The sequence below is a fragment of the Curtobacterium sp. MCBA15_013 genome, from assembly GCF_001865095.1.
Lineage (GTDB): Bacteria > Actinomycetota > Actinomycetes > Actinomycetales > Microbacteriaceae > Curtobacterium.
Genome location: NZ_MJGQ01000031.1, coordinates 4,811 through 5,287 on the forward strand (window position 1 = coordinate 4,811; position 477 = coordinate 5,287).

Sequence of the window (477 nt, forward strand, 5' to 3'; positions counted from 1 at the left end):
CCGAGGTCGAGGGCGCCGACGGCACGACCGGGCCCGGTCTCGGCTGGGTCGACGTCGGTCGCGCCCAGGCCGGCGACGTCGAGGGGCCGTACACGTGGTGGTCGTGGCGCGGCCAGGCGTTCGACAACGACACGGGCTGGCGGATCGACTACCAGATGGCGACCCCGGAGCTCGCCGCGAAGGTCACGCAGTACACGGTCGACCGCGCTGCCGCGTACGACCAGCGATGGTCCGACCACGCCCCCGTGGTCGTCGACTACGAACTCTGACCCGCACCCCCACACTTCTCCAGCACAGGACAGCACCATGACCAAGACGCGCATCTTCTCGGGCATCCAGCCCTCGGCCGGTTCCCTCCACCTCGGCAACTACATCGGCGCGCTCATGCAGTGGCGGACGCTGCTCGACGACTACGACGCCATCTACTGCGTCGTCGACATGCACGCGATCACGTCCCCGCAGGACCCGGCCGAGCTC

Annotated in this window: 1 protein-coding gene and 1 pseudogene; both read left to right on the forward strand. The window is 69.6% G+C overall.

The features are described 5' to 3' along the window. Window positions 1-269, forward strand: a 269-nt coding sequence (locus BIV01_RS12870) for an exodeoxyribonuclease III (protein ID WP_368073353.1), incomplete at its 5' end; no start/stop codon positions are given. 37 nt (window positions 270-306) lie between these two features. Next, a pseudogene (locus BIV01_RS20435) lies at window positions 307-477 on the forward strand (tryptophan--tRNA ligase); the annotation flags it as partial.